The organism is Pseudomonas folii, assembly GCF_014357575.1.
Taxonomy (GTDB): domain Bacteria; phylum Pseudomonadota; class Gammaproteobacteria; order Pseudomonadales; family Pseudomonadaceae; genus Aquipseudomonas; species Aquipseudomonas folii.
Map to the genome: position 1 here is coordinate 1 of NZ_JACONW010000087.1, position 25,056 is coordinate 25,056.

Sequence of the window (25,056 nt, forward strand, 5' to 3'; positions counted from 1 at the left end):
CCTACAGGTCCTATGTTTGCTGCGCGTCAGCGCGGAGCCATTGACACCAGCGTAGCGCCTGCGGATTCAATGTTCGCTGCGGCGCGTCAATGTCCCGGCAATCCGCAAGTGATTGACAGCACTTGGCCAGCTTAGTGCCTGTTTGGTGGGCTTTTTTCTGCGGGATTTGGGATAAGTCGTGCAACACACTGATCGCGAACAGGCAGGTCCGAAGCACCTTCAGCCAGGGACCTGCCGTTCATTGTGTGACTTAGAGGAAGGTAAACACCGATTCGGCCGCCAGACGCGACTTCGGCAGCGTGGCGTTGAAGTCGGTTTCGCTGCGATAGCCCAGGCTCACGATCACCAGGCTGGTGAAACCCTGAGCGCGCAGACCGAGCTCTTCGTCGAGTTTCTTGAAGTCAAAACCTTCCATCGGCGTGGCATCCAGCCCAAGCGAAGCCGCGCCCAGCAGCAAGGTGCCCAGCGCCAGATAGGTTTGTTTTTCCATCCAGTGCTGTACGTCTTTCTGGTCATAGCGATGCATATCGACATAGCCGCGACGGGTTTTGTCCTGACCAGCCCTGGCCTCGGCATTCTGAAAGCGACCGTCCAGATCCTCCTGATCCAGCACAGCGTGCAGGTGAGCCTCGGTCATCTCGGTGCGGGTGCAGAGCACGATGACGTGAGACGCGTTGAGGATCTTTGCCTCGTTATAGGCAAAACCATCCTGCGCACCTTTGGCGATGCGCGCCTTGCCCTGTTCGTCGGCGGCAACCACAAAGTGCCAAGGCTGCGAATTTACCGACGAGGGGCTGAGGCGCAGTTGATCCAGCAGCGTATCAATGCTGGCCTGAGGGATTTTGCGGGTCGCGTCGTAGGACTTGGTGGTGTAACGGCTCTTGGCGAGGCTGGCGAGTTCCATGGTGTTCTCCGGTCAAAAATGCTTAGCGAGTCGGTGCTGGCGCTGCGTTGATTTTCACCCGCAACAGGCTGTAAGGCTTCTGACGAAGGTCTTTACCCTCTTGGAAACCGGCCTGGCGATGCAACTGGTTGGCGGTGAAATACAGATAGCCATCCGGACCGATGGACAAGGTATCCGGCCATAACACCCGAGGATCGTGAACGATGGTTTGCCAAGTGCCATCCGCGAGCCACTTGCGAATGCCGTTGTGCTCGTAATCAGTGGCATATACCGCCCCGTTCGCGTCCGCTTCGAGGCCATCGGAAGCACCTTTTTCACCGAGATCCTGAACAGCTGCGTCCAGTGCCTTCTCGCTGACGCTTGCATCACGCAAGAGCTTGGTCGGTACCGAATACAGATGACGGCTGGACAGCGGACTGAAATACAACGTCTGGCCATCTGGCGACAGTGCGATGCCATCAGAGGCGACCCCTGGCGCTTTTTTCTTGCCATCAGCGCCCTTGGTCATGAGGGCCTGCCCCTCGACGACGGGAATGAACGACGGATCAACGGACGTCGACTTCGCGCCACTCAAACGCCGTGTCGCCTTGCCGGTAGCGATGTCCATGACAATGATTGCTCCTGGCCCACTCACGGACGAGTCGGTGACATACACCGTGCCTTCCTTGCCGGTGCGGAAATCAAAGCGCATGTCGTTGACGTAAGTGCTCGACAGAATGACGTTGGCCGGGAAGACCAGCGTTTTCACCACCTTGTTACTCGCCAGATCGACCGCTACCAGTTTCGCGCCTCCAGGCTTGGGGGCGGCAAAGCCGGGGGCAGCCGTGTCGAGCAACCAGACGCGACCCTGTCCGTCTGCAACCACGCTTTGCACACTGATCAGGCCCTTGGCCGGGTCTTTGGGATCCTCCTTGTTAATCTGCGCGTTCGGCCAAGCCTGCACGTTGCCGTCCCGAATTTCCGCGACGGTAAAGGGCACGTCATCGCCCCAACGCGGGAAGTTGACGAAAATACGGCCGGTTTCGCTCACAGTCACGCCCGTGGGCATGGCGTCGTGGAACGCGAAGACTTGCTGCAATTGGCCAATGGACTTGTCGGCCGGCGCGCTTGCAGAGAAATCGCCTGCCGGTGCCGCCAACGCTGTTTGAGCAGTCATTGCCACACCGAGCGCCAGGCCAGAAACAGCGAAAAAGGACTTCTTGAACACGAGCATTCTCCCGACTGCCTGCTGAACGCAGACAGCCACTGACATATTGATAAAAATCAGAAGCCTTCGAGGACGATCTTGCCCTTGGCTTTACCGCTTTCTACAACAGCATGAGCACGACGCAGGTTGGCGGCGTTGATCGTGCCGAAATGCTCGCCAAGGGTGGTTTTGAGCACACCTTGATCAATCAGGTCGGCGACACGATTCAACAGCTCGTGCTGCTTGATCATGTCCGGGGTTTCGAACAGGGAACGGGTAAACATCAATTCCCAGTGCAACGACAGCGCCTTGCGTTTCATCGGCACCACGTCGAGGGACTTCGGGTCGTCGATCAGGGCCAGTTTGCCTTGCGGACGCAACGCTTCGATCAGTTGCGTGAAGTGGCTATCGGTGTGGGTCAGGCTGGCGACATGAGTGACCTGGCCAACGCCAATCTGCTCCAGCTGCGCCACCAATGGCTGGCTGTGATCAATCACATGATGCGCGCCGAGCTGCTTGATCCACGCTTGAGTTTCAGGACGTGAAGCGGTGCCGATCACGGTCATTTTGGTCAGTTGACGGGCCAACTGGACGAGGATCGAACCGACTCCACCCGCTGCGCCGATGATCAGCAGACTTTCGCCTTCGCCACCGCCTTCTTCCACACCGAGGCGATCGAAGAGCAATTCCCATGCAGTAATGGACGTCAACGGCAATGCAGCCGCGTGGGCGTTATCGATGGATTTTGGTTTGTGGCCGACAATGCGCTCGTCTACCAGATGGAATTCGCTGTAGCTGCCAGGGCGCACGATCGAACCGGCGTAGAACACTTCATCGCCCGGCTGAAACAGCGTCACCTCACTGCCCACTTCGCGCACTGTACCGACGGCGTCCCAACCGACAACCTTCGGCTCGGTCGCCCCTGAACCGGCGCGGATCTTGGTGTCCACCGGGTTGACTGAAACAGCGCGGACTTCCACCAGCAAGTCACGAGGGCCAGGCGTGGGTTTGGGCAGGTCCATGTCGAGCAGCGCGTCTGGATCTTCAATCGGCAGACCGTGTTGGGTAAAGGCGATAGCTTTCATGGGAAATCCTCTGAAGCAGGTTTTAAAAACGTGGAGCCATACTCACCTTCTCTACGACAAAGAAAAACCCCTAAAATGCGCCAACACTTTCACAGCCGGAGTGAAGATGATCCGCATCGATGACCTTGCCTTGTTCGTGCGCACGGCGGCGCTGGGCAGCTTCTCCAACGCGGCACGAGAAGTCGATCTGCTGCCGGGGCAAGTGGCGGCGGCGATCAAACGCCTGGAGCGCGAGCTGGATGTACGCCTGTTCGCCCGCTCCACCCGCAGCCTGCGCCTGACCGTTGAGGGTGAGCAGTACTTGCCCAATGCGCAAACGGTGCTCGATACCCTGAAAGACGGTCGCGAGAAACTCCGCCGCGAGAGCGCCGAGTTGCGCGGCGTACTGCAAGTGGCGGCGCCTTCGGACCTGGGGCGCAACATGCTGCTGCCCTGGCTGTCCGGGTTTCGGCGCGAGCATCCAACGCTGTCGATGCGGCTGTTTTTATCCGATCAGGTGGCGGACATGTTCCGTGATCCGGTGGACGTTGCGATTCGCTACGGCGTGCTTGAAGACACCCATTACATTGCCCTGCCGCTTGCGCCGTGGAATCGACGGGTACTGGTGGCTTCGCCTGACTATCTGCAAAAGCATGGACGGCCACAGACGCCGGATGATCTTTTGCGTCATGACTGCCTGCTCTACACCCTGGGCGGACGGAGTTATGACAAATGGCGAGTGGGTGCGAGGGTGATGTCGGTGTCGGGTCCGCTATTCTGTGATGACGCCGACGTTGCGCGACGCTGGGCGGTGTCGGGGGAAGGGATTACCTATAAATCGTGGCTGGACGTCAGTGAAGATATCAAGGCCGGACGGCTGGAGATTTTGCTGCCGGATTATCCCGGTGAGCCTGTACCTTTGAATCTGGTATGCCCACATCGCAAACAGTTTTCCCCGGCGATTCAGCAATTGCATTCGTTGTTGAAGGGCAAGTTGGCGGAGCTGGAGCAGGAGTTGCCTGGATTGCTTTGACAGATCGTGACCGAAATTCTGATTTTCCCGTAGAAAATAGCCCTGTGTCCCTGACATCGCGCTGTCGCCAAAGCAAACATTGTTCCCTGTAGGAGTGAGCTTGCTCGCGATAGGGGTAGAACTGTTGAGAAATTATCGTCTGGCATGACGCTATCGCGAGCAAGCTCACTCCTACAGAAAAGCCTCTAAACTTTATGCTTGATGAGGACTGCTTCAGCCGCGAGGGCATTGTTTATGACACAGAATAGGCAGCGGATGTACTGGCCTCTTCCCGGCTAAAGCCGGTCTCACGGAAGCTTCGCCCAACACAAACTGGACCCAACCATGCCAAGAACCACTGAACGACTGCTACTCAGACCACCCCGCCCGGACGACCTGGCTGCGATGTTCGCCATCTACAGCGATCCGGCCACCAACGTGTTCAATCCCAACGGCCCGATGAAAGTGCTGGGGCAGGCGCAGGTTTTTCTGAATGCCTGGATGTGTCACTGGCAGGTACAGGGTTATGGCTGGTGGGCGGTGGCGACCCGGGAGGCGCCGGATGAAATCATCGGTTTCGGCGGTGTGGCGTTGATGAAGTATCTCGACGTTGAGCGGGTCAACCTCGGGTACCGCTTCGGTGTACCGGCGTGGGGCAAAGGTTATGCGACGGAGCTGGCCAGCGCGACGCTGGACTATGCGTTCAACGAACAGCGGCTACCGAAGGTCTACGGGCTGGTCAGGCCGACACATCAGGCCTCGATTCGTGTGTTGGAAAAAATCGGCATGAAACGTGTTGATGTGCTGGACGACGTGCCGGGGCAAGCGCCCAGTCTGGTGTATCTGGCGAACCGGCGTTGATGTCGCGGCAAGCTTTGAAGCTTGCCGACGACATTCAAGGCATCAATGCATCTTGCTGTGATCATGCATCGCGCCATGATCCGGCGCATTCAAGGCTCGGGCAGTGGCTTCAACAGCGATCGACTGTCTGACCCCTTTGCCATCCTCGACGATGAGCGTCAGCGGGACTTTATCGCCCTCTTTCACCTGAGCCGTCAGATTGATCAGCATGATGTGATAGGTGCTCGGGTCCAGCACCACTGGCTGGCCCGCAGGCAAGGCGACGGAAGTCACTTCCTGCATGCTCATCACATCGTCCTTCATGCTCGATTGATGAATCTGCACGAGTTTCGCCACCGGCGACTGAGCCTCCAGCAACTTGCTGTCGGCACTGGCCGTCAACGTCAGAAACGCTCCCGTGGACGCCTGCCCCGGAACTGTCGCACGGACCCACGCATCTTCAACGACCGTTTGCGCTGAAGCCTGAGCGGCGAGGCCCAGCAGCGAAAGCCCCAGCAGTGCTTGCTTGAGAAATGTTTTCGGGCGTTCAAGGTTCATCAGCAGACCTCCATGACAGTCAGCAGATCTTCTGTGCACTGTTGGGCAGAAAGGGAGTGGGACAGGCCGAGGCGCAGCACGCCACGGGTGTCGAAGACGTAACTGGTGGCGGTGTGAGACATGGTGTACGTGTCACCGCTCGGGACTTTCTCGTAGAACACGCCAAACTCTTTGGCCGTGGCGGCGGTTTCTTCGAGGGTGCCGTACAGCGCCACAAAGCTCGGATCGAACGCTTTGACGTAGGCATCGAGCATTTGCGGCTTGTCGCGCTCCGGGTCCACGGTGATGAAGATCACTTGCAGCGTATCGCCATCCGGGCCCATCAACTTTTTGATCTGCGCCGCACGTGCCAACGCTGTCGGGCAGACCGCCGGGCATTGGGTGAAGCCGAAAAACACCATCGGCATCGTGCCGCGAAAACTCGACAGGGTTTTCACGTTGCCCTGCGGGTCCTTCAGTTTGAAGGTCCGGCCGAGAATCTTGTCGCTCAAATCCTTGCCGTACTTGAACGACAACTTGTTGGAATCACCGCAACCGGCAAGCGCGCCCAGACTCAGCACGCTCATGCCGCCGAGAAGCTGGCGGCGGGTCAGTAATGTGTTCATGTGTGGCCTCTTGAAAAACAACGGAGCGAACCAACTGCCCCGTCATTCAAATTCTCTGCGCTGCTAAAGCCGCGTAGGTTACCTGTGACATTTCCTACAGTCGCTGTAGTAATGTCAGAAAATGCTTCATGGCCTTTCTACGTGGCCCGGACTGCGCACAAAGGCGACAGACGGTGCGCGATACGTGACGATGAGATCGCAGATAACCAATGCGAGCAGGCTCCAGCCCAACACTGGCAAGCAAATGCCGAGTCCCACTGCAGCCAACAACCATGCGATTTTGGCAAAGAGGCCGGACTGACGCCACGCGTCCACGACCGTTGGCTGCCTTACGAGTGTTGGCCTGCGCCGCCACCACATCAGGTAACCGATGATCACCATCACCACCAGTCCGCTGGCAAAAAACACCAGAATCAACTGATTGGCCAGCCCGAACAGCACGCCCATGTGCGCGTCGATGCCCCAGCGGGTGAGCTTGGCAGGCAACGTGTACTGGGAGAACTCAACATGATCGACCACCGCCAGGGTATTCGGATTGATTGAGACTGCATCGACCTGAGTCGGCCAGCTGCGATCAATCTCGGCGACCACCCAGGCTTTCTCAGGTTTGCTCGACGGGCGGATTTCCACCTTGGCCGCTTCGATATTGGCGCTGCGAGCGGTCGCCAGCACGCTGTCGAACAGCGCAGGATTCAGCGTGCTGTTCGAGGCAGCAGGCGCCATGTGCATATGATGTTCGGCGTGTTCGTCCATCGGCATGTTCATGTTCATTGCGCTGTCGGCCGGTTTTGCCAGCGTCGTCGCAACACTGGGCGTGGACCAGCCGTAGTAAGCGCGCAGCACACCAATGTTGTCGCCCGCGTATTGCGACCAGGTCAAACCGGTTGCCGAGAAAAACAACAAGCCCAGCATCAACCACAGCCCAGCGCTGGCATGCCAGCTGCGCAAACCACCGCGTAGCGTCCTGGCACGTTTGCGGCGCACCGCCCACAACACAATGCCCCCCGCCGCCGCGACCCACAGCCAGGAAGCGGCCAGTTCGCTGTAGATGCGACCGACATCACCGAGCAGCAAACTGCGGTGAAACTGATCGATCCAGGTGCGCAGCGGCAATATTCCGCTGGTGCCGTAAACCTTCATGTCGCCGCGAATCTCTCCGCTGACCGGGTCGACGAACAACGCGCGATGCTCCGACTCCCCCAACCCCGGAACGTTGAACATCACGCGGGTGGTATCGCCCTGATTGGGCGCAGGACGAACTGCCGCGACCGTCGGCCCCGGACCGGCAGCCTCCTGAGCCAGGCGCACCTGGGCTTCGAGACTCAAGGTCGGACCCTGGGTTTCGGTGTGCAAGGCATGGGCGTAGAGGTGTTTCTCGATCTGCGGCGTCAGGGCATAAACCACCCCGCTGAGTGCCGCCACCAGAATGAAAGGCCCGATAAACAGGCCAATGTAAAAGTGCAGCCGTTTCGTCAGGGCGACAAACGCGCTGGACGACGACTGTGCAGGTAAAGCAGACATAGGGCTCACCAACGGCTAAACGCGCCCGGCCGGGACGAATCCCGGCGAGGCAAAAAATCGATATTGGTTTTTAACGGCGAGTGGGTGCCGTCAGGGAGCCTGGGGGTTGAGGCCGGGGAAACACTGGCGCGACGTAAGGCCCGGCCAGAGTGAAGGGAAGATAAAACGAGGACTGCGAGTGCGGATCAACCAGCTCAGCGCGACGAAGAAAATCATCGCCAGGGTCAGCGTCCCGGCGAACGAGCAGTCGCCAAACAGCGATTGCAGGCTGCCCGGCGTCGCCATGGTTTTACTGGTGCTGTCCATCGGCATCGGCATCGACATGCCCATCGACATCTCGTGATGCGCGTCGCTCATGGACGCCGTGCCGTGATGCTCATGGTGGGAAGGTGCCGCTGCGGGCTCCCCGGAAAACGCACCCATCATCTGGCCATGACTCATGGCGCACGCGAGCCCATTGAACAGGATGAAGGCATACAGCATCCAGGCAATGGGCGAGCGATGGGTTCGGAAGAAATTCATGACGGCTAATTTAGCATTTCAGCCGGAGGTTAGACAGGACGCAGGTCAATGGTTGATCGCAATCTCGTTGGAGCGAGGCTTGCCCGCGAATGAGACGACGCGATGTTGCAGGAAGTCTACGTTATCGTTCTTCGCGGGCAAGCCTCGCTCCAACCAGGGTTCGATCGCCCCAAATACACAACCGAATAGAAAGTGATCTGCACCAGCACTCGCTGAACCATCGTCAAATCGCCAAGACGCAGGAGCAGATCTTTACTATAAAGTTCACGACTGATAACGATTTGTATTTACTGTCGTATTCACACCTTGTTAGGATCGCGTCATCTTGCGCGCCCCCCAAGTTGTATATGTTCACCATAAATGGCGGGACGGCCCTGCCTGAGAGCTGGCGAACATCCTTGAGAAAAGCCCCGAAAGCGGGCTTTTTCTGCGATCAATCTCTGCTTTCTCGTTACGTATTAACAGTATGAATACTCAGCGTTGCGATGATTTTGTCGAACACGGCTTTAGCCGAAAACCTCGCGGTTTTGACTCGATAAAAACTCATGGAGCTAGCGTCCGAAGCTTTTGACTCATCAAGGATATCGAGCATGACCCATAACAACACCAGCTTTGCCAACATTCGTATGGCACGCCGAAGTGCGATCGCCACCGCTCTCCTCTGCGCACCACTGGGCGCATTAGCCCAAGAGACAAGTAACACCGCTGAGGACGAGGCTTATCGCCTGGCGCCGATCATCGTTAACTCCAACGTAACTGTGAATGAAGACGCCAACTCAGTGGTTGCGCAGGAGCTGTGGGTGGGCGGCAAAGTTGCCACCAGCATTCTAAATACACCTGCTTCCGTTTCGGTCATCACCCAAAAGGAAATGGAACAGCGCAGCGTCAACACCACCGAAGAAATCCTGCAATACACCCCTAGCGTCATCACTGACTACTACGGTACTGACGACCGCAATGACTACTTCACTATTCGCGGGTTTCAGGCCTCGACCTACCGTGACGGGATGACGCTGGGTTCGATGCGTGGCGTACGTGAAGAACCCTATGCCTATGAGCGCGTCGAAGTCCTGCGTGGTGCCAACTCCACACTGTTCGGCCCGGCAGATCCGGGCGGCTCGGTGAACTTCGTGACTAAAAAGCCGCGCTTCGACAGGTTTGGCCAAGGCTACGTCACTTATGGCTCCTTCGATCACAAAGAAACGGGTATCGATGTGGGGGATTCGCTGAACGAGGATAAAACCCTGGCCTATCGCTTGACCGGCAAGTTTCAGGACAGTGAGCGCGAATACGACCACTCTCAGGACGACAACAAGTTCTTGATGGGGGGCCTGACCTGGGCACCGACCGAATTTACTTCGGCTACCGTGATTTTTGATCACCTCAAGACCAAGAGCTCGCCCAACAGCGGTGGTTATCCGCTGGACAAAGAGTACGACCGCAGCAAATTCTTTGGCGAGCCTAGCTACAACTTCCACGATGTCGAACGCAACACCATCAGCGGCAATATCACGCACGACTTTGACAATGGTTTTGTTCTGCGTAGCAACCTGCGCTATAGCAAGCTGACGGACGACTTCGGCTACGTTTATCTTGATTCGACCAACCGTACAGGCACTACGGTTAATCGTTTTCTGTTTGGTACAGACAATGAAGCCGAGCAGGTCAACGGCAACGTGATGCTGCAATATGACGCGCGCTTCCAGGACATCGACAGCAGTTCGATCGTAGGGGTGGAATATCGCAATGACGAAAGTAAGGATACTTCGGTCTATACCTTGACCACGCCAATTGATGTTGCCAACCCGGTGTACACCGGCGTTCCTCGTAACGTGGCGCCGTACAGTCGCAACAAACAGGATTACACGACCAAATCCGTGTTCGCGCAGCAGAATCTGTCCTTCTACGACCGCTTCATCGTTACCTTGGGTGCGCGTAATGACTCTCTGGATCTATCCAGCACTGACATTACAGATACCAAAGTCTCGGATAGTTTCTCGGAGAACTCTGTCCGCGGAGCATTGACGTACATCGTCACCGACGAAGTTTCCACCTATGTCAGCATGGTGGAGTCTGTTTCACCACCAACAGTTGGCGTCACTCCGCAGCGCGGCAAGCAGTATGAGCTGGGTGTGAAGTATTCGCCGATGGGTATGAACGCGTTGTTCTCGGCAGCTGTTTATGACCTGACTCAAGAAGACGTTTCCATCGCTGTTGTGCAGTCTAACGGCACCATCGAGCAGGAAACCGTTGGTGAGTCCAAAGTTCGCGGTCTCGATATTGAGGCCAAAGCCGAGTTGACTCAGAACCTGAGCCTGATTGGTGGCTACTCCCTCATGAAGTCGGAAGTGATTCGCGGCACACTGTTTGACGGCAGCAACCTGAAGGGCAATCAGTTTGCCGCTGTGCCACGTCATTCGGCTTCGCTGTGGAGCTACTACAGCTTCCCCGGCACAAAAATGAGCGCAGGCCTGGGGGCTCGTTATATCGGTGCTTACTACTTCAATGCGGCCAACACTGGCGGCATGAGTGACGCAACCACACTCTTTGATGCAGCGTTCAAATACCAGATCGCCAAAGGCACCGATCTGGCACTTAACGTAAGCAACATCATGGATGAACAGCATGTGGTTGGCTCCGGTACTGCGGACTTTTACAACCCTGGTCGCGAAGTCACGGCGAAATTGAGCTATAGCTGGTAGCAGATGTTCAGGGCGTGACTTGTACCAACAGGTTCTTGATTCAAAAGCATCCTACCGGTTCGGGCAGGCAACACATTCCGGTAGGAGGCAACTTGTTGGCGAGGCGGTGTGTCAGGCACAACTTCTCGCGAACAAGTTCGCTCCTACCAAGATTGCCTCTGGCTGTTGGGGCGCGCTTGCAGTCAAAGCTGCGCTTCAACTGCTGCCTTATCAATCACCGACCACACCTCAATAATCCTCCCCTCGCGAAACCGGTAGAACACGTTCTCGCTGAACTGCACTTTCCGGCCATTGACCGGCAAGCCCATGAAGTCGCCAACCGGGGTGCAGTCGAAGTCCAGGCGAGCGGCGATGTGTTCGGGGTCGGCGATCATAAATCGTATGTTGAAGTGCAGGTCCGGAATCTGCCGGTAGTCTTTTTCGAGCATTTCGCGGTAGCCACTCAGGCCCACACGCTGGTCGTTGTAATGCACATCTTCATCAACAAACTGGCCCAGTGCAGGCCAGTCCTGCTGGTTCAGGCAGTCGATGTAGCCTCGGTAGACGTCACGCAGGTCGCTATTCATCAAACACCTCCGGCAATAAAAAAGCCCCGATCTGATGGCTCAGACCGGGGCTTTGGGTTCAAGCGTCTACATCAGGCAAGGTCGAAGCGATCAAGGTTCATCACTTTGGTCCAGGCCGCGACGAAGTCGCTGACGAACTTCTCTTGCGCATCACCCGCGGCATACACCTCGGCCAGCGCACGCAACTGGGCGTGGGAGCCGAACACCAGATCGACGCGAGTGCCGGTCCATTTGACGGCGCCGGTCTTGCGGTCACGGCCTTCGAACTCGTCCTTGGCGTCAGACACGGCGCGCCACTCGGTGCTCATGTCCAGCAGGTTGACGAAGAAGTCGTTGGTCAGGGTTTCCGGACGCTGAGTGAACACACCATGTCGGGTTTGACCGACGTTGGTGTTCAACACGCGCAGGCCACCCACCAGCACGGTCATTTCCGGCGCGGTCAGGTTCAGCAGTTGCGCCTTGTCGACCAGCAGGGCTTCAGCCGACGAGCCAAAACGACCCTTCTGGAAGTTACGGAAGCCATCAGCAACAGGCTCCAGGAAACCGAACGACTCGACATCCGTCTGTTCTTGCGAAGCGTCGGCACGACCCGGCGCGAACGGAACGGTGATCGCATGACCGGCGTTTTTCGCCGCTTGCTCAACGCCCGCAGAACCGGCCAGTACGATCAGGTCAGCGAGGGAGACTTTCTTGCCGCCTGCCTGGGCACCGTTGAACTCGCTCTGGATGCTTTCCAGTTTTGCCAGCACATGCGCCAGTTGCTCCGGCTGGTTGGCTTGCCAGAATTTCTGCGGCGCGAGACGCAGACGCCCGCCGTTGGCACCGCCGCGCTTGTCGGAGCCACGGAAGCTGGACGCCGCCGCCCAGGCAGTGGAGACCAGTTGCGAAATAGATAACCCAGAAGCCAGGACTTTGGCTTTCAGTGCCACCACGTCGTTTTCGTCGACCAACGCATGATCGACGTCTGGAATAGGGTCTTGCCACAGCAGTTCTTCGGCCGGCATTTCCGGGCCGAGATAACGAGACAGCGGCCCCATGTCACGGTGGGTCAGCTTGAACCAGGCGCGGGCAAAGGCGTCGGTCAACTGGTCCGGATTGGCTAGGAAGCGACGGGAAATCGCTTCGTAAGCCGGGTCAAAGCGCAGGGCCAGGTCGGAGGTCAACATGGTCGGTGTATGGCGCTTGGACGGATCGTGAGCGTCGGGAATCAGACCGGCACCTGCACCGTCTTTTGGACGCCACTGGTGAGCACCCGCCGGACTTTTGAACAGTTCCCACTCGAAACCAAACAGGTTTTCCAGGTAGTTGTTGCTCCATTGGGTCGGCGTGGTCGTCCACGTCACTTCCAGACCGCTGGTAATGGTGTCGCCACCTTTACCGGTGCCGAAGCTGTTTTTCCAACCCAGGCCTTGTTGCTCGATGTCTGCGGCCTCGGGTTCAGCGCCAACGTTGTCAGCCGGGCCAGCACCGTGGGTTTTACCAAAGGCGTGACCGCCCGCGATCAGGGCGACGGTTTCTTCGTCGTTCATTGCCATGCGGCCGAAGGTTTCGCGGATGTCCTTGGCCGAGGCTACGGGGTCCGGGTTGCCTTCAGGGCCTTCAGGGTTCACATAGATCAAGCCCATTTGCACGGCGGCCAACGGGTTTTCCAGGTCACGGCCCGGCGCGTCGTTACGGCTTTCTTCTGTACCGTGCTTGCCTGCATCGGCCACCAGCACGCCTTCGCCTTCAGGCTGCGCTTCTTTGCCGTAGCGCGTGTCGCCGCCCAGCCAGGTTTTCTCAGAGCCCCAGTAAACGGCTTCTTCCGGCTCCCAGACGTCAGCACGCCCACCGGAGAAGCCGAACGGCTTGAAGCCCATGGTTTCCAGCGCCACGTTGCCGGTGAGGATGATCAGGTCGGCCCAGGAAATCTTGCGACCGTATTTCTGCTTGATCGGCCAGATCAGGCGGCGGGCCTTGTCGAGGCTGACGTTGTCGGGCCAGCTGCTGAGCGGCGCAAAACGTTGTTGCCCCGCGCCAGCACCGCCACGACCGTCGGCGGTGCGATAGGTCCCGGCACTGTGCCAGGCCATCCGAATGAACAGCGGACCGTAGTGACCAAAGTCGGCTGGCCACCAGTCCTGCGAGTCAGTCATCAGCGCGCGCAGGTCTTGCTTTACAGCTTCCAGATCGAGGCTTTTGAAGGCAGCGGCGTAGTCGAAGTTTTCGCCCATCGGGTCGGAGAGCGATGAATGCTGATGCAGGATCTTCAGATTGAGTTGATTCGGCCACCAGTCGCGGTTGGTCGTACCGCCACCTGCAGCTGCGTGATTAAAGGGGCATTTCGATTCATTCGACATGTTCTATTTACCTTTGGTCGAGTTCATGCGCTACCCGGCCCGTTCCGGACTTCAGGCGGCGATGTGGTTCATCACGGCACAACATGCATGGCCAGCTCTGGATCAGCGTATCGCTGTCGCCACACGGAAACTCTAAATAAACGGCGACTGGCTCGCCAGCGCCAGAACAAGCCTAGACGGCGTTTGAGCAGAGAGCTAATAAGCTAAGTCTTGGGTGTCGATAGACATACTCTGTCAATCGATAGATAAAACTTGAAGGTATGGGCTTTTTTAAGCATTCCGCCGTGGGAATGACATCACGCGGTCGCGCAGCACAGCAACGTGCCCGGCGCTTCGTGGAAGGTTTCCGAGTCGGCTGTGAGGTGCAGAAGAGTCTCGGTATTTCGATGCGGTTAAGCGCGCTGTCTCAGGGCGAACCGAGACCCGTAGGACCGGATTTATCCGGGAAGGCGGCATTCTGAACGATGCAAATTCGTTGAATGCACTGGCCTCTTCCCGGATGAATCCGGTCCCACGACTCTGGACGTACGTTCAGATATTGATAACGCCTACATGCTTCAGCACAACGATCTCAAACCAGCTTGTCCAACGGCTCCCCTGCCGCTTTCCCAGCCCCCTTCCTGAGCGAACTCTGTTCTTTCATCGCGGCGATTTCCCGCGCTGCCTGTGCCTGGTCGAATGAGCCATCCCATTTGGCAATCGCGATGGTGCCGATGCCGTTACCGATCAGGTTGGTTACCGCCCGCGCTTCGTTGAGGAAGCGGTCGACACCCAGCAGCAAGACCAGGCCCACCAACGGAATATCGCCAATCACTGACAACGTTGCTGCCAGGGTGACAAAACCCGCGCCTGCAACGCCCGCCGAACCTTTCGAGGTCAGCAACAGCACGCCCAGCACCACCAGTTGGTCCATCAGGGTCAGCGGCGTGTTGGTTGCCTGCGCCACGAAGATCGCCGCCATGGTCAGGTAAATACAGGTGCCATCTGAGTTGAAGGTGTAGCCGGTCGGCAAGACCATGCCCACCACGGATTTTTTGCAGCCGAGTTTCTCCAGCTTGACCATCATCCGTGGCAAAACCGCTTCGGTGGAGCAGGTCCCGAGGGTGACGAGGATTTCGTCCTTGAAGTAGCGAAGGAATTGCAGCAGCGGCAAGCCCGACCAGCGCGCCACGCTGCCCAGCACCACCACAATGAAGAACAGGGTCGTGACATACAGCGCGATGATCAACTGCCCCAACGACATCAATGTGCCGATGCCGTACTTGCCTATGGTGAACGCCATGCCCGCCCCCGCGCCGATCGGGGCGAGCTTCATGACCATTGCAACAATGCGAAACAGGGTTTGCAGCAACAGATCGATGACATTGACCAGCGGCTTGCCGGTTTCACCCAACTGCACCAGCGCAACGCCCATCAATACCGAGACCAGAATCACCTGGAGCATCGCGCCTTTGGCGAAAGCGTCGAACAGCGTCGTTGGAATGATGCCGAGGAAGAACTCGATCACCCCGCCCTGCGCCGCAGCCGCCTGGGTGTAGCCGTTGACTGCGCTGGCGTTGAGGGTGTTGACGTCGATGTTCATGCCCACGCCGGGCTTGAGCACGTTGACCACCACGAGGCCGATGATCAGCGCCAGCGTCGATAGGACTTCGAAATAGATCAGCGCCTTGCCGCCAATACGACCGACTTCCTTGATGCTGCCCATTTTGGCGATGCCGACTACAACGGTGCCGAAAATGATCGGCGCCAGCAGCATCTTGATCAGTTTGATGAAGCCATCGGCGAGGGGTTGCAGCTTTGCACCGATGTCAGGAAGGAAGAAACCGATGGCACCGCCAATGACGATGCCGATCAGTACCTGGACATACAGCTGGCCGTACCAGCGTGTAGGTGTGTCGTTCATGAGAACCTCGATCTTGTTGTTGTATGAGGATTTTCATCAATCCGGGCCTCTGTAGGAGCTGCCGAAGGCTGCGAATCGCGGTGTGTCAGACACAACCTTTTCGCAGCCTTCGGCAGCTCCTACAGGGGTAAGGGTTAATTCACTATCAAGCCCCCTCACCCAGCTCGCGCATCACGGCATACAGCGCAGACTTGGCTTCGAAACCGACGCCCGGGATGTCCGGCAAACCGACGTAGCTGTTCTCGACTTTGATGCCATCGGCGAAACCACCGAATGGCTGGAACACGTCCGGATAGGACTCGTTACCACCCAGATGCAGGCCTGCCGCGAGGTTCAGCGACATCTGGTGGCCGCCGTGAGGGACCACGCGGCGCGATGACCAGCCCAGCTCTTTCATCACATCCAAAGTGCGCAGGTACTCCACCAGACCGTAGGAGAGCGCGCAGTCGAACTGCACGAAGTCGCGATCAGGGCGCATGCCGCCATGGCGCAGCAGGTTGCGGGCGTCCTGGTGGGAGAACAGGTTTTCACCGGTCGCCATGGGCAGGTCGTAGTGGTTGGCCAGTTCAGCCTGCAGCGCGTAGTCCAGCGGATCGCCCGCCTCTTCGTACCAGAACAGGTTGTATGGCTTGATGGCCTCGGCGTAGGCAATCGAGGTTTTCAGATCGAAGCGACCGTTAGCGTCCACGGCGAGACGACGGCCATCGCCCACCACTTCCAGCACGGCTTCAATACGGCGAATGTCTTCATCCAGTGGCACAGCACCGATTTTCATTTTCACCACGTCGTAGCCGCGGTCTAGATAGCTCTGCATTTCGGCCTTGAGCTTGGTCTGGTCCTTGCCCGGATAGTAGTAACCGCCCGCCGCGTAGACCCAGACTTTGTCATCGGCAACACCGTCGCGATAACGATCAGCCAACACGCGATACAACGGCTTGCCTTCAATCTTCGCAACCGCGTCCCACACCGCCATATCGATGGTGCCGACTGCCACTGAACGCTCGCCGTGGCCGCCTGGTTTCTCGTTGGTCATCAGGGTTTTCCAGATGGCGAACGGGTCGAGGTTGTTACGCTCGTGGTCGATCAGGCTGTCTGGGTCCGCTTCGGAGATGCGTGCCAGAAACCGGTCCCGCATCAGCGCGCCCTGCCCGTAACGCCCGTTGGAGTTGAAGCCATAACCGATCACCGGTTTGCCATCGCGAATCACGTCAGTGATTACGGCGACGACCGAGCAGGTCATTTTCGAAAAGTCGATGTAGGCGTTGGCAATAGGCGATGCGATAGAAACGGTTTTCTCGCGAATGTCCACGATGCGCATGGAGAGTCCTCTCTGATTATTAGGTGGCCGCTGCTATCAGCTGGCTGCCAGAGAACTCTAGGGCTAGCGGCCCAAGCGCAGCCAATGCTTATAATCGAGTACCTCATGCACAGGTGGCATCGCCCATGGAACTCGCTTGGCTGGAAGACTTCGTCGCACTGGCAGAACTGGAAAACTTCTCCCGTGCGGCCGACTCACGCCATGTCACCCAACCGGCGTTCAGCCGCCGGATCAAATCGCTTGAGAACTGGATGGGCGTTGAGTTGTTTGAACGTACCACCCATGGCGCGACGCTCACCGATGTCGGCCGACAGATGCTCGGCAACGCGCAGGACATGACCCGCCGCTTGCACCAGATGCGTCTGGACGCCCGGGAGCTTGCGGGCAAACAGCTGCGCACGCTGTACTTCGCGGCGACTCATTCACTGTCGTTCACGTTTTTTCCCGGTTGGATCAGAAGTATCGAGCGCGATGCGCCCATCGAAGGCGTGCGCCTGCATTCGGACAACATGCGTTCCTGTGAACAACTGCTATTGAATGGCGAGGTGCAATTCGTGCTTTGCCACCATCACCCGGACGTGCCGCCACGATTTGCCAGCGAGCAGTTTCTGGGTAAAGCGGTGGGCCTCGATGTGCTGCTGCCGTTGTGTGCGCCGGGGCAGCGCAGCGTGGAGTCCAACGACCCGCTGGACTACCTAGGTTACACCGCAGATTCCGGGCTGGGCAGAATCATCAATTGGCGGCTCAATCGCTCGCAACCCGAGCAACCACTGCAAACCCTGTTCAGTTCCCACCTGGCGGCGGTGCTGCTGTCGATGGTGCAGGAAGGCAAAGGCATGGCCTGGCTGCCGCGCACATTAGCGGAGTCTGAAATGAGCCAGAACCGCCTGGTGCGGGCGCTGGAAGAAACCTGGGACATCCCCGTGGAAATCCGCCTGTTCCGCGCCCGTACACCGTTGAGTGATTTCGCCGAGGCGTTCTGGAATGGGTTGGGGTAGAACCAGCAGCGACGTGGGACCGGCTTTAGCCGGGAAGGCGGCATTCCTGACACCACAAATGTATCGGCTGTACTGGCCTCTTCCCGGCTAAAGCCGGTCCCACGTCAGTTCATTGCCGCGTCTCAGATCCTGGTCAACTGAGGTACTATCGACGGCTCTTTGTAGCCAGGGTGCATTTGCCGGATGTCTTCAACTGATTCCCTTCCCGCCGTTCTTGCTGGTCCTCTGTTGCGTCGCCTTGAGCCTCAGCGTCTGGTGATGTGGCTGGTGGGTTCGCGGCCGTTGACGTTGACCCTTCGCCTTCCGGACCGTGATTACCCGCTGAATGAACAGCAATGCCAAGTCGTTTCAGTAGGCCGCAGTGCCTTCATTCATCTGATCGACTTGCCGCTGGATGAGGCCCTGCCCTGCGATGTCGCCATTGCCTACGACCTTTTGATCGATGGCCAGCAAGGCATCGCCGAGTGGGCACCTCACTTGCTGTACGCCGACCGGTCCCTGCCGGATTTCGTGCTGCGCAGCGAGATCGAACAATTGCTCCATGGCTCGTGCCGTAAACCCCATCATGCGTCCGATGAGGGCCTGCTGTGCGCCGACCGGCTGCTGGCGGCAAACCCTGGTGCTGAGCATCGCCCTGCGCTGTTGATGATGAGCGGCGATCAGGTCTACGCCGACGATGTGGCCGGGCCGATGCTGCGCGCCATTCATGCATTGATTGAACGCCTGGGTCTGTTCCATGAGCGCCTCGAAGGCGCGATCGTCGACGACAGCGCCGAGCTCTACAACCATCCGGCCAGCTACTACAACCGCGCCGACCTGTTACCGGCATTGAAGAGCAACGACACCCTGCGCGAACGGTTCTTCGGTGGCGCGCGCAAACCGATTTTCACCAGCAGCACGGCGGATAACCATCTGGTCACGCTGTCTGAAGTGATCGCCATGTACCTTTTGGTCTGGTCGCCAGTGCCGTGGACGTTGATCGCCCCGAAGCCTCCGGTTTTCGAAGCGGGTGAACAACCTCGCTATGAACAGGAACAGCAGCGTATCAACGCTTTTGTCGACGGCTTGGGCGGCGTTGCACGGGTTTTCGCGCATCTGTCCTGCCTGATGATTTTCGACGATCACGACGTAACGGACGACTGGAACCTCTCGGCCAAATGGGAAGAGACTGCCTACGGCCACCCGTTTTCCAAGCGCATCATCGGCAACGCGTTGTTGGCCTATTTGCTGTGTCAGGGCTGGGGCAACAACCCGGATGCCTTCCCTGATTTGCTGGCGCAGACGCAGCAACTGGTCAGGCAAGCGCCTGATGCAAACGGCTATCTGCAGAGCGAAACCCTGGATACGTTGATCGCCCAGCTACTGAAGTTTCAGCAATGGCATTACGTGCTGCCCACCTCCCCCGCACTGGTGGTGCTCGATACCCGTACCCGGCGCTGGCGCAGCGAATTCAACCTGCATCAGCCTTCCGGCCTGCTGGATTGGGAAGCGCTGAGTGAGCTGCAACAGGATTTGCTCGATCACCCTTCGGCGATCATCGTTTCACCTGCGCCGGTGTTCGGCGTGAAGCTGATTGAAACTGTGCAGAAGATTTTCAGTTGGTGTGGGCACCCCCTGCTGGTCGACGCCGAGAACTGGATGGCGCATCGGGGCGCAGCGCAGGTCATCCTGAACATCTTTCGTCACTCGCGCACGCCGGGTAATTACGTGATCCTGTCGGGGGACGTGCATTACTCGTTCGTCTATAAAATCCTGATTCGCCATCGCACCGCCAACCCGCATATCTGGCAGGTCACCAGCAGCGGCTTGAAGAATGAATTCCCGCAAAGCCTGTTGGACTGGTTCGACCGCCTGAACCGCTGGCTGTATTCCCCTCGTTCGCCACTGAACTGGTTTACCAAACGACGCCTGATGCGTGTAGTGCCGCGTATCCCGGAGCACAGTAAAGCCGGGGAGAGACTGTGGAACTCGGCAGGCGTGGGTCAGGTGTTTTTCGATGCCAAGGGCCGACCGACCGAGATTTACCAGCTCAACGCCAACGGTCGTGAGCCGACACGGTTTATCGAGCCAGACGCTAACACCTAGCCGCCGATATGCGGCGAGCGCTCGCTCCAATCCATACAAGGATAAGCCAGCCTTCTGCGCTAACCGCGCATCACATCAACATCGACGCCCAGTTTGACGGCGACTTGAGGATTGGCGATTGGCGCTTTGCTCGCTGGGAAAAGTTCGACATTCCTGAGTTGAACACATTCCTGTAGGAGTGAGCTTGCTCGCGATAGCGTTAGACCAGTAAAGGAAAAATCGTCTGATAAAACGCTATCGCGAGCAAGCTCACTCCTACAAAGGACGCATTCCACCCCACGTTCTCATCATTCGTTCAATCGATAGTCACCATCAAAATTCGCAAGTTCTGCTTTGTTCGGCAAAGGAGGAGGATGGCCACATACCGAACCGCCTGTGAGGAATACGCGATGAGAATTTCTACCCTGCTGACTCTTGTCGCCGTATTGACCGGCGGTGCTTTTGCCCCTGCCTTCGCCGCCGAGCAAGCGACTTGTCATTTGCAACCGGTTGCCGACAGCAGCACTGGCTTGCAGCATTCTCAATCGGTGGGTGTGCTGTACAGCGAAAATACGGTCAGCACCCTGAAATATCTTGAGCAGTACCATTCGGTCGCTTTGAACGGCGCGAAGAATAACAACCTTGATTCAAGAATCCGTGAAGCGTTCGTCAACAGCTCCGATCCAAAACTGGCGATCGACTGGCTGAAAGGTTCGCTGCAAAAAGAATTCGCCTCGGTAATTGTCTACGACAACCTTGATGCGGTAATGCAGGCCAGACCCGATGTGGTGGTGATGCTCGACACCTATAACCGTCTGGTGACCCAACGGAATACTCAGGTTGAAGCAAGGTTTGTCGCTAAATTCTATGACGCAAACCTGCAATACATCGGCAAGGCCGAAGGTTATGGCGGCAAGGAAATGACTTCGGTGTGGGTACATGACAAGGCCGCCGCTGAAATCGCTGCGCAGATTGATCAGCAACGTGTGCTGCAAGTGAATGCGTTGAAGCAGTTCGATGCTTCGTTGAAGGCGCTGGTTGTTTCGGGGCAGGTTGCTGTTAACTGAGTGAAAAATACTACGACCTCTGTAGGAGCTGCCGAAGGCTGCGAAAGCATTTCGTCTGATAGATTGCAATCGCAGCCTTCGGCAGCTCCTACAGCGACACTGTCTCTACCTCATTGCAGCGACCCTGCCACCGCCCCGCGTATCGCATCCAGCAACATCGCAAATGCCGGATTGTCATTATCCGAACGCCAGATCAGGTGCAACTCACTCTGCACGCCCTCCCCCAGATCGATGTCGCGAAACGTCACGCCCTTGAACACCACGCTTGCTGCACAGCGCGGCACCAGGGCCAGGCCCATGCCGGCGTTGACCAGCGCCAGAATGGTCAGCGATGACCCCAGCCATTGCACATACTGCGGTGCTACCCGCGCCGAACGGAACATGCCGGTCAGCAATTCGTTGAACGGCGGATAAGCCGCGTGGGAATACATCAGGAATGGCTCCGCATCCAGGTCCAACACTGACACCGTTTCAGCGCTAGCCAGCCGATGAGTACTGGGCACGGCCAACACAAAGGGCTCGCGCACCAGGCACTCCGTGGCAAAACCGGGCTGCAGCAACGGTGAACGAACAATCCCCAGATCAATGCGTCGCGCCCGCATGGCTTCGTGCTGCTGGTAGGTGTTCATTTCTTCCAGCGAGATTTTCACCTGCGGCTGCTTGAGCCGCGCTTCGGCAATCACCTTGGGCAGAAACTCATACACCGCGCTGCCGACAAAGCTGATGGTCACCGAACCGATATCCCCTTCAGCAAACCGCTTGGCTGACGCGGCGGCCTGCTGGGCACGCTCCAACAGGTTTTGCGCCTCCACGAAAAACGCCCGCCCCGCCGCCGTCAGCGCCACACTGCGAGTGCTGCGGGTAAACAGCGCCACGCCCAGATGATGTTCCAGCAATTGAATCTGTCGACTCAGGGGCGGCTGGGTCATGTTCAGGCGTTCTGCAGCGCGGCGAAAGTTGAGTTCGGTGGCGACGGTGGTGAAACAGCGCAACTGGGCAAGCTCAAACATTGATTCATTCCAGGTATCAATCAAGTGCCAATCTAGATTAGACCGGAACAAAGACTGCGTCCATGATCGACTCGTCCCCAAAAAAATAATGATCGGGAGTCGCCTCAGTGAACACAGTCCATAGTCCGACGGACGCCTCAGCGCTTGCCCGGGCAGCCGCCAAGGTCAAGCGCCACGTCCTGCCCCTGTTCGTCATCATGTTCATCGTCAATTACATTGACCGGGTGAACATCGGCTTCGTCCGTAGCCATCTGGAAACCGATCTGGGCATAGGCGCAGCCGCTTATGGACTGGGTGCCGGGTTGTTCTTCGTCGGCTACGCGATTTTCGAAGTGCCTTCCAACATGCTGCTGCAACGCTACGGCGCTCGCGCCTGGCTGACACGGATCATGTTTACCTGGGGCGTGGCGGCCATGGCCATGGCCTTCGTGCAAGGCGAAACCAGTTTCTACGTGCTGCGCTTTATCCTCGGCGCGGCCGAAGCGGGCTTCTTCCCCGGCATCATTTATTACTTCACGCAGTGGCTGCCAGGCGCTGATCGCGGCAAGGCCATGGCGATCTTCCTCAGTGGCTCCGCTATCGCGTCAGTCATCTCCGGCCCGGTATCGGGCGCGCTGCTCAATGTCAGCGGGCTGGGCATGCACGGCTGGCAGTGGATGTTCCTGATCGAAGGTTTCGCCTCGGTGGTGCTCTGCGCATTTGTCTGGTTCTGGCTGCAATCGCACCCCAGCGAAGCCAAGTGGCTCGACGCTGAAGAAAAAGACGCTCTGATTGGTGCCATTGCTGCGGAGCAGCGTGAACGCGAAGCCTCGCAGACCATCAAGCCGTCGATGTTCAAACTGCTGGCTGACAAACAGATCGCGCTGTTCTGCTTCATCTATTTCTCCATCGCCTTGACCATTTACGGCGCAACGTTCTGGCTGCCGAGCATGATCAAGAAGATGGGCAACATGGGCGACTTCCAGGTCGGCCTGTTCAACTCGATCCCATGGATCATCTCGATCATCGCCATGTATGGCTTTGCGGCCATGGCCAGCAAATGGAAATACCAGCAGGCCTGGGTTGCGGTGACATTGGTGATCGCTTCATTCGGCATGTTCATGTCCACCACGGGCGGCCCGGTCTTCGCGTTTGTAGCCATCTGCTTCGCGGCGATTGGTTTCAAAGCGGCCTCGGCACTGTTCTGGCCAATCCCGCAAGGCTATCTGGATGCGCGAATCGCTGCGGCAGTCATCGCTCTGATCAACTCCATCGGCAACCTTGGCGGCTTCGTTGCGCCGACCGCGTTTGGCTTCCTTGAGCAAACCACCGGATCCATCGAGGGCGGCCTATATGGCTTGGCGATTACCTCACTGGTAGCTGCGGTGGTGATCTTTTTCGCCCGCACCAAGCCTCGCGGCGATGCGCCAAGCATGCTCGGCGGCAAGCCTGACGACGCCGACGCGAAAAAAAACATGAATAAGCCTCAAGCCCTGACATCGGGAGCAGCCTCTTGAAAATCAAACGCGTAACCGTCACCCCAATCGCTTTTCGCGACCCGCCTCTGCTCAACGCCAGCGGCATTCACGAACCCTTTGCACTGCGCTCGATCATCGAAGTTGAAAGCGATAACGGCTACATCGGTTTGGGCGAAAGCTACGGCGATGCTCCAGCACTGGCGATCCAGCAGCAACTGCAGAACCAGTTGATTGGCCTTGATCCGTTCAACCTCAACCAGTTGCGCACCATCGTCCAGGCGACGGTGGCGGCCAATAAACCGGCGAGCATTGCCGGTGCCGAACTGGCCCCCGGCTCCCACGCCAGCAAAGCGGTAAGCAATGCCTATTCGGCCTTTGAAGTCGCGTTTCTGGATTTGCAGGCGCATTACCTGAACGTGCCGCTGGTGGATCTGTTGGGCGGCGCCATTCGTGACGAGATCCCGTTCAGCGCCTACCTGTTCTTCAAGTACGCGCAGCATGTGGATTCGCCTTACAAGCCGGACAATTGGGGCGAAGCCCTGAACGAGGAGCAGATCGTTGCGCAGGCTCGGCGGATGATCGAGGAGTACGGTTTCAAAAGCATCAAGCTCAAGGCCGGCACCCTGCCGCCGGAGCATGAAGTGTCCTGCATCAAGGCGCTGAAGAAAGCCTTCCCCGGCTATCCGTTGCGTATCGACCCTAACGGTAACTGGTCGCTGGAAACGTCGATTCGCATGGCCGAACTGCTGGGCGACGACTTGCAGTATTACGAAGACCCGACGCCGGGTCTTGAGGGCATGTCCGAGCTGCACAAACGCACCGGTTTGCCGCTTGCGACCAATATGGTGGTGACGGACTTTGATGAGTTCCGCCGCAGCGTTGCGCTCAACAGTGTGCAGATTGTGCTCGCCGACCACCATTACTGGGGCGGCCTGCGCGACACGCAAGCGCTGGCCAAAATGTGCGATACCTTTGGGCTTGGGGTTTCGATGCACTCCAACTCGCACCTGGGCATCAGCCTGATGGCGATGGCGCATGTGGCGGCGTCGGTGCCCAATCTGGATTACGCCTGCGACACCCACTACCCGTGGCAGGAGCCGGACGAGGAAGTGATCAAGGGCGGCAAGCTGTCAATCGTCGATGGCTGCGTGAAAATCACCCGCGCACCGGGGCTAGGACTGGAGCTGGACCGGGATCAACTGGGCAAGCTGCACGACCAATATCTGACCTGCGGCATCCGCCAGCGCGATGACGTGAAACAGATGCAACGCTACAAACCGGACTGGAAGGCGGTCAAACCGCGGTTCTGATGTACGTAGAGTTACCAGACAAACCTTTAGCCCGACACTTCCCCTGTGCCGGGCTTTTTTTGCTATCGACGCCGATCCCCGTAGGAGCTGCCGAAGGCTGCGAATCGCGG

At 57.9% G+C, this 25,056-nt stretch carries 21 protein-coding genes and 1 pseudogene; 9 read left to right on the top strand and 13 right to left on the bottom strand.

What is annotated here, in order from left to right:
- Positions 1 to 250: 250 nt before the first annotated feature.
- The 3 genes from nfsB to H8S59_RS17360 form a co-directional block, all read right to left on the bottom strand.
- Positions 251 to 904, bottom strand: a complete 654-nt coding sequence (gene nfsB / locus H8S59_RS17350; protein ID WP_095100206.1) for an oxygen-insensitive NAD(P)H nitroreductase — start codon at positions 902 to 904, stop codon at positions 251 to 253.
- Between the two features lie 22 nt (positions 905 to 926).
- Positions 927 to 2,060 (bottom strand): L-dopachrome tautomerase-related protein, encoded by a 1,134-nt coding sequence (locus tag H8S59_RS17355; protein WP_187522250.1) that lies wholly within the window; start codon positions 2,058 to 2,060, stop codon positions 927 to 929.
- A gap of 107 nt (positions 2,061 to 2,167) precedes the next feature.
- The gene (locus H8S59_RS17360) at positions 2,168 to 3,175 is read right to left on the bottom strand and encodes a zinc-binding alcohol dehydrogenase family protein (protein ID WP_187522231.1); all 1,008 of its coding nucleotides are present in this window, start codon (positions 3,173 to 3,175) and stop codon (positions 2,168 to 2,170) included.
- A gap of 106 nt (positions 3,176 to 3,281) precedes the next feature.
- Between H8S59_RS17360 and H8S59_RS17365 the strand changes: the two genes are divergently transcribed.
- Together H8S59_RS17365 and H8S59_RS17370 are read left to right on the top strand one after the other, a co-directional pair.
- Positions 3,282 to 4,187 carry a LysR family transcriptional regulator gene (locus H8S59_RS17365; RefSeq protein ID WP_187522232.1) on the top strand — a complete coding sequence of 302 codons (906 nt, stop codon included), beginning with the start codon at positions 3,282 to 3,284 and terminating at the stop codon, positions 4,185 to 4,187.
- A 324-nt stretch (positions 4,188 to 4,511) separates the two neighbouring features.
- The gene (locus H8S59_RS17370; protein WP_187522233.1) at positions 4,512 to 5,027 is read left to right on the top strand and encodes a GNAT family N-acetyltransferase; all 516 of its coding nucleotides are present in this window, start codon (positions 4,512 to 4,514) and stop codon (positions 5,025 to 5,027) included.
- A 42-nt stretch (positions 5,028 to 5,069) separates the two neighbouring features.
- Here H8S59_RS17370 and H8S59_RS17375 read toward each other — a convergent pair whose 3' ends face one another.
- The 4 genes from H8S59_RS17375 to H8S59_RS17390 form a co-directional block, all read right to left on the bottom strand.
- Positions 5,070 to 5,564: a copper chaperone PCu(A)C gene (locus H8S59_RS17375; protein WP_187522234.1), complete on the bottom strand. Its 495-nt coding sequence runs from the start codon at positions 5,562 to 5,564 to the stop codon at positions 5,070 to 5,072.
- On the bottom strand, positions 5,564 to 6,169 hold the full coding sequence (locus H8S59_RS17380; protein ID WP_187522235.1) for an SCO family protein: 606 nt from the start codon (positions 6,167 to 6,169) through the stop codon (positions 5,564 to 5,566). Before H8S59_RS17380 ends, H8S59_RS17375 begins: the two co-directional genes overlap by 1 nt.
- A 126-nt stretch (positions 6,170 to 6,295) precedes the next feature.
- Positions 6,296 to 7,699 carry a PepSY-associated TM helix domain-containing protein gene (locus H8S59_RS17385; protein WP_425504586.1) on the bottom strand — a complete coding sequence of 468 codons (1,404 nt, stop codon included), beginning with the start codon at positions 7,697 to 7,699 and terminating at the stop codon, positions 6,296 to 6,298.
- A gap of 81 nt (positions 7,700 to 7,780) precedes the next feature.
- The gene (locus tag H8S59_RS17390; RefSeq protein WP_187522237.1) at positions 7,781 to 8,212 is read right to left on the bottom strand and encodes a DUF2946 domain-containing protein; all 432 of its coding nucleotides are present in this window, start codon (positions 8,210 to 8,212) and stop codon (positions 7,781 to 7,783) included.
- 590 nt (positions 8,213 to 8,802) lie between these two features.
- Here H8S59_RS17390 and H8S59_RS17395 point away from each other — a divergent pair.
- Positions 8,803 to 10,914: a TonB-dependent siderophore receptor gene (locus H8S59_RS17395; RefSeq protein WP_246475400.1), complete on the top strand. Its 2,112-nt coding sequence runs from the start codon at positions 8,803 to 8,805 to the stop codon at positions 10,912 to 10,914.
- Positions 10,915 to 11,096: 182 nt separating this feature from the next.
- On the opposite strand, the gene H8S59_RS17400 is transcribed toward H8S59_RS17395, so the two are convergent.
- Together H8S59_RS17400 and katG are read right to left on the bottom strand one after the other, a co-directional pair.
- A complete protein-coding gene (locus H8S59_RS17400; protein ID WP_425504587.1) occupies positions 11,097 to 11,480 on the bottom strand; it encodes an ester cyclase in 384 nt (127 codons plus the stop codon).
- 71 nt (positions 11,481 to 11,551) lie between these two features.
- Positions 11,552 to 13,819 (bottom strand): catalase/peroxidase HPI, encoded by a 2,268-nt coding sequence (gene katG, locus H8S59_RS17405; RefSeq protein WP_187522240.1) that lies wholly within the window; start codon positions 13,817 to 13,819, stop codon positions 11,552 to 11,554.
- Between katG and H8S59_RS17410 the strand changes: the two genes are divergently transcribed.
- On the top strand, positions 13,818 to 13,955 hold the full coding sequence (locus H8S59_RS17410; protein ID WP_187522241.1) for a hypothetical protein: 138 nt from the start codon (positions 13,818 to 13,820) through the stop codon (positions 13,953 to 13,955). The genes katG and H8S59_RS17410 overlap by 2 nt on opposite strands.
- A 435-nt stretch (positions 13,956 to 14,390) precedes the next feature.
- Here the strand turns inward: H8S59_RS17410 and dctA are convergent, their stop codons facing one another.
- Both dctA and H8S59_RS17420 read right to left on the bottom strand, forming a co-directional pair.
- The gene (gene dctA, locus H8S59_RS17415; protein WP_187522242.1) at positions 14,391 to 15,722 is read right to left on the bottom strand and encodes a C4-dicarboxylate transporter DctA; all 1,332 of its coding nucleotides are present in this window, start codon (positions 15,720 to 15,722) and stop codon (positions 14,391 to 14,393) included.
- A gap of 145 nt (positions 15,723 to 15,867) precedes the next feature.
- Complete coding sequence (locus H8S59_RS17420; RefSeq protein WP_187522243.1) at positions 15,868 to 17,040, bottom strand: mandelate racemase/muconate lactonizing enzyme family protein; 1,173 nt, start codon at positions 17,038 to 17,040, stop codon at positions 15,868 to 15,870.
- A gap of 125 nt (positions 17,041 to 17,165) precedes the next feature.
- Between H8S59_RS17420 and H8S59_RS17425 the strand changes: the two genes are divergently transcribed.
- Together H8S59_RS17425 and H8S59_RS17430 are read left to right on the top strand one after the other, a co-directional pair.
- Positions 17,166 to 18,038, top strand: coding sequence for a LysR family transcriptional regulator (locus H8S59_RS17425; RefSeq protein ID WP_187522244.1), 873 nt, complete (start codon positions 17,166 to 17,168; stop codon positions 18,036 to 18,038).
- A 183-nt stretch (positions 18,039 to 18,221) separates the two neighbouring features.
- A complete protein-coding gene (locus tag H8S59_RS17430; RefSeq protein WP_187522245.1) occupies positions 18,222 to 20,123 on the top strand; it encodes a metallophosphoesterase family protein in 1,902 nt (633 codons plus the stop codon).
- Here the strand turns inward: H8S59_RS17430 and H8S59_RS27015 are convergent.
- Positions 20,123 to 20,215: pseudogene (locus tag H8S59_RS27015) on the bottom strand (transcriptional regulator); the annotation flags it as partial. The gene H8S59_RS17430 and the pseudogene H8S59_RS27015 sit on opposite strands and share 1 nt — an antisense overlap.
- 297 nt (positions 20,216 to 20,512) lie before the next feature.
- Between H8S59_RS27015 and H8S59_RS17435 the strand changes: the two are divergent.
- Positions 20,513 to 21,169, top strand: coding sequence for an ATPase (locus H8S59_RS17435; RefSeq protein WP_187522246.1), 657 nt, complete (start codon positions 20,513 to 20,515; stop codon positions 21,167 to 21,169).
- Between the two features lie 110 nt (positions 21,170 to 21,279).
- Here H8S59_RS17435 and H8S59_RS17440 read toward each other — a convergent pair whose 3' ends face one another.
- Entirely contained in the window at positions 21,280 to 22,179 is a 900-nt protein-coding gene (locus H8S59_RS17440) for a LysR family transcriptional regulator (protein ID WP_187522247.1), read from the bottom strand.
- A gap of 107 nt (positions 22,180 to 22,286) precedes the next feature.
- On the opposite strand from H8S59_RS17440, the gene H8S59_RS17445 reads away from it, so the two are divergent.
- Both H8S59_RS17445 and H8S59_RS17450 read left to right on the top strand, forming a co-directional pair.
- Positions 22,287 to 23,675 carry an MFS transporter gene (locus H8S59_RS17445; RefSeq protein ID WP_187522248.1) on the top strand — a complete coding sequence of 463 codons (1,389 nt, stop codon included), beginning with the start codon at positions 22,287 to 22,289 and terminating at the stop codon, positions 23,673 to 23,675.
- Positions 23,672 to 24,946, top strand: a complete 1,275-nt coding sequence (locus H8S59_RS17450; protein ID WP_187522249.1) for a glucarate dehydratase family protein — start codon at positions 23,672 to 23,674, stop codon at positions 24,944 to 24,946. The genes H8S59_RS17445 and H8S59_RS17450 overlap by 4 nt, the downstream gene beginning before the upstream one ends.
- The last annotated feature ends 110 nt before the right edge of the window (positions 24,947 to 25,056 follow it).

Coding starts and splice junctions, on each gene's coding strand:
- nfsB (WP_095100206.1), bottom strand. CDS start 904: ATGGAACTCGCCAGCCTCGCCAAGAGCCGTTACACCACCAAGTCCTAC.
- H8S59_RS17355 (WP_187522250.1), bottom strand. CDS start 2,060: ATGACTGCTCAAACAGCGTTGGCGGCACCGGCAGGCGATTTCTCTGCA.
- H8S59_RS17360 (WP_187522231.1), bottom strand. CDS start 3,175: ATGAAAGCTATCGCCTTTACCCAACACGGTCTGCCGATTGAAGATCCA.
- H8S59_RS17365 (WP_187522232.1), top strand. CDS start 3,282: ATGATCCGCATCGATGACCTTGCCTTGTTCGTGCGCACGGCGGCGCTG.
- H8S59_RS17370 (WP_187522233.1), top strand. CDS start 4,512: ATGCCAAGAACCACTGAACGACTGCTACTCAGACCACCCCGCCCGGAC.
- H8S59_RS17375 (WP_187522234.1), bottom strand. CDS start 5,564: ATGAACCTTGAACGCCCGAAAACATTTCTCAAGCAAGCACTGCTGGGG.
- H8S59_RS17380 (WP_187522235.1), bottom strand. CDS start 6,169: ATGAACACATTACTGACCCGCCGCCAGCTTCTCGGCGGCATGAGCGTG.
- H8S59_RS17390 (WP_187522237.1), bottom strand. CDS start 8,212: ATGAATTTCTTCCGAACCCATCGCTCGCCCATTGCCTGGATGCTGTAT.
- H8S59_RS17395 (WP_246475400.1), top strand. CDS start 8,803: ATGACCCATAACAACACCAGCTTTGCCAACATTCGTATGGCACGCCGA.
- H8S59_RS17400 (WP_425504587.1), bottom strand. CDS start 11,480: ATGAATAGCGACCTGCGTGACGTCTACCGAGGCTACATCGACTGCCTG.
- H8S59_RS17410 (WP_187522241.1), top strand. CDS start 13,818: ATGTTCTATTTACCTTTGGTCGAGTTCATGCGCTACCCGGCCCGTTCC.
- katG (WP_187522240.1), bottom strand. CDS start 13,819: ATGTCGAATGAATCGAAATGCCCCTTTAATCACGCAGCTGCAGGTGGC.
- dctA (WP_187522242.1), bottom strand. CDS start 15,722: ATGAACGACACACCTACACGCTGGTACGGCCAGCTGTATGTCCAGGTA.
- H8S59_RS17420 (WP_187522243.1), bottom strand. CDS start 17,040: ATGCGCATCGTGGACATTCGCGAGAAAACCGTTTCTATCGCATCGCCT.
- H8S59_RS17425 (WP_187522244.1), top strand. CDS start 17,166: ATGGAACTCGCTTGGCTGGAAGACTTCGTCGCACTGGCAGAACTGGAA.
- H8S59_RS17430 (WP_187522245.1), top strand. CDS start 18,222: ATGTCTTCAACTGATTCCCTTCCCGCCGTTCTTGCTGGTCCTCTGTTG.
- H8S59_RS17435 (WP_187522246.1), top strand. CDS start 20,513: ATGAGAATTTCTACCCTGCTGACTCTTGTCGCCGTATTGACCGGCGGT.
- H8S59_RS17440 (WP_187522247.1), bottom strand. CDS start 22,179: ATGTTTGAGCTTGCCCAGTTGCGCTGTTTCACCACCGTCGCCACCGAA.